This is a genomic window from Kushneria phyllosphaerae, assembly GCF_900312995.1.
Taxonomy (GTDB): domain Bacteria; phylum Pseudomonadota; class Gammaproteobacteria; order Pseudomonadales; family Halomonadaceae; genus Kushneria; species Kushneria phyllosphaerae.
Genome location: NZ_ONZI01000019.1, coordinates 1 through 451, shown reverse-complemented (window position 1 = coordinate 451; position 451 = coordinate 1). Strand labels below are relative to the sequence as shown.

At 64.3% G+C, this 451-nt stretch carries 1 protein-coding gene; it reads right to left on the bottom strand.

Going from position 1 to position 451, the window contains the following annotated elements; all coding sequences use genetic code 11:
• Positions 1-451, bottom strand: a 451-nt coding sequence (locus KSP9073_RS17250) for an Ig-like domain-containing protein (RefSeq protein WP_165814293.1), incomplete at both ends; no start/stop codon positions are given.

Sequence of the window (451 nt, the reverse complement as noted above, 5' to 3'; positions counted from 1 at the left end):
GCCAGTACCGAACCCGGTACCGCCACGCTGAACGCACCGTTCTGGCCCACGGCCGTTGAGTAGTTCTGACCGCCGACCAGGACGGTGACGGTATCACCGGGTACGGCGTCACCGCCGGCACGGCCGGTAACGGTGACGTCCGCTGCCGCTTCGGCGGCATTGATCACGTCATCGTCGGCGATGGTGTCCAGCGAGACCGAAACGGTCGGCAGTTCCGTGCTGGTCGAATAATTGGCCGCCGTATTGGCAGAGCCCACGTTACCCGCCGCGTCGGTGTGGCTGACGTCAGCACGGATCGCATCGTTTTGTGCGAGCTGCGAACCCGGCACGTTGATCGAGAAGGTGCCATCGGCGTTGGCCGCACCGGTGAATATCTGGTCACCGACCATCAGGGTGACGAGATCACCCGCAGCGAACTCGCCGCTGACCGAGCCGGTCACCGAAATATCGC